At 63.4% G+C, this 888-nt stretch carries 2 protein-coding genes; one reads left to right on the top strand and one right to left on the bottom strand.

The features are described 5' to 3' along the window. The coding region (gene ndk, locus AC1DX0_RS36525) for a nucleoside-diphosphate kinase (RefSeq protein WP_477359446.1) at positions 1-403 on the bottom strand (403 nt) is incomplete at its 3' end. A 293-nt stretch (positions 404-696) separates the two neighbouring features. Between ndk and AC1DX0_RS36520 the strand changes: the two genes are divergently transcribed. After that, the coding region (locus AC1DX0_RS36520) for a DUF2934 domain-containing protein (protein ID WP_477359443.1) at positions 697-888 on the top strand (192 nt) is incomplete at its 3' end.

Below are 888 nucleotides of genomic sequence, written 5' to 3'. Positions count from 1 at the left end.
CCGAGAACCAGTACTTGATCTCTTCCGCCGCGGTCTCAGGTGCATCGGAGCCGTGCACCGAATTCTCGCCGATCGACAGCGCGTGCACCTTGCGGATGGTGCCTTCGGCGGCGTTGGCCGGGTTGGTGGCGCCCATCACTTCGCGGTTGCGGGCGATGGCGTTCTCGCCTTCAAGAACCTGCACGACAGTCGGGGCCGAGGACATGAACTCAACCAGCTCGCCAAAGAACGGGCGGTCCTTGTGGACGGCGTAGAAGCCTTCGGCCTCACGACGGCTCATCCAGACGCGGCGCGAAGCGATGACGCGCAGGCCGGCGTCTTCGAGCATCTTGGTGATGGCGCCGGTGAGGTTGCGCCGGGTTGCGTCCGGCTTGATCATGGAAAAGGTGCGTTCGAGCGCCATGGGTCGTCCTTGTCTGAGAATGGAATTGAGRGTGGCGGGCTCTATACAAGCCGCCCGGAGCCAGAGCAAGGGGTGAGGAGCGGCCCGCGAAGCGGGCGGAAAGCCAATTGCTTGGCTTTCCGAGTGACGAACACCCGAAGCGGCAGCGAAGGGCCGGAACGGTGTGTGTTTTTATGCAAGGCTGATGTCGACAAGGCAAGCCAGGAGGCACGATCAGATGGCTGCACAGCAACGCTTTGCTTGCTATAGTCGCGTGTCGGCGCCGCGCTGAAGTCGGCCCGAATGGAGACAACATGACCATGGCAGACGATCGTCAGGAGCGCATTCGCAACCGCGCACATCAGATCTGGCAGGAAGAAGGGCAACCGGCCGGCCACCACGAACGCCATTGGCACCAGGCGGCAGCCGACGTCGACCGTGAGGATGCCACGGGCAAGCCAGCCAAAACGCCAGCCAAGAAGGCAGCCGGCGCCGGCAAGGCAAAG

Source organism: Mesorhizobium sp. P3_A9, assembly GCF_056402975.1.
Note: the sequence above shows the minus strand (reverse complement) of the source record. Positions and strands in the feature narration are given on the sequence as shown.